The organism is Azospirillum griseum (assembly GCF_003966125.1).
In the GTDB taxonomy this organism is placed as follows: Bacteria; Pseudomonadota; Alphaproteobacteria; order Azospirillales; family Azospirillaceae; genus Azospirillum; species Azospirillum griseum.
The window spans coordinates 1-683 of record NZ_RXMA01000120.1; the positions used below are offsets into that span (position 1 = coordinate 1).

General features: G+C 62.4%; 1 pseudogene. It reads right to left on the bottom strand.

The features are described 5' to 3' along the window. Nucleotides 1-683, bottom strand: a pseudogene (locus tag EJ903_RS27155) (hypothetical protein); the annotation flags it as partial.

Below are 683 nucleotides of genomic sequence, written 5' to 3' on the forward strand. Positions count from 1 at the left end.
AGTGCCGTCCGCCAACTCCACCGTCGATGGGAAACCTTGAAAGTCGACGTTCGGGTAGCTGAAGTTCACTTGGCGCGTCGTTCCGGCGGTGATGCGTTGATCGGTCCTCAGGGTTCCCATCGTGCCAGTCGCCCAGGCGCTCCAGCTCGTACCGTCAAAACCACGAACGCGAAAATCATCGGTGCCGATCCCCGCACCTGCGTGCCATTGGACGCGATCAAGTTCGGTGGCGGAAACTCGAAGCGGTCTTCCAGCCCCCCACACCGTTCCGTCGAGAGTCAGGTAGCCGGTGCTGCCGCCGCTCGTCAGATCCTCGAATTCATACTGCGTCTTGGGATACAGACCGGAATCGGCATAGATCGCACCCTGTGGATGTCCAGGTGACACCATGGTTGCCGCCGAGACGGCATTGCCTTGATAGAGATAGCCGCTGTGCGCAATAACCTCTGGCGTCGCGTTGACCGCCGAGAAGACGCGGGTGTAGGCGTTGACCCCATCGAGGCTCGCACCATTGGGGGTCTGCCAGGAAACGATGAAGCCGCCATCGGCCCGCGCAGTCACCACAGGATCCCAGATCGGCACCGTCAGGTCGTCGATACGGAACTCGTCGCCGATCTTGACCCCGTTGGCGTCGAACCGCTGCCCCCGCATCTGGCCGCCGAAGCTGGTCGGGCTCGACCAGC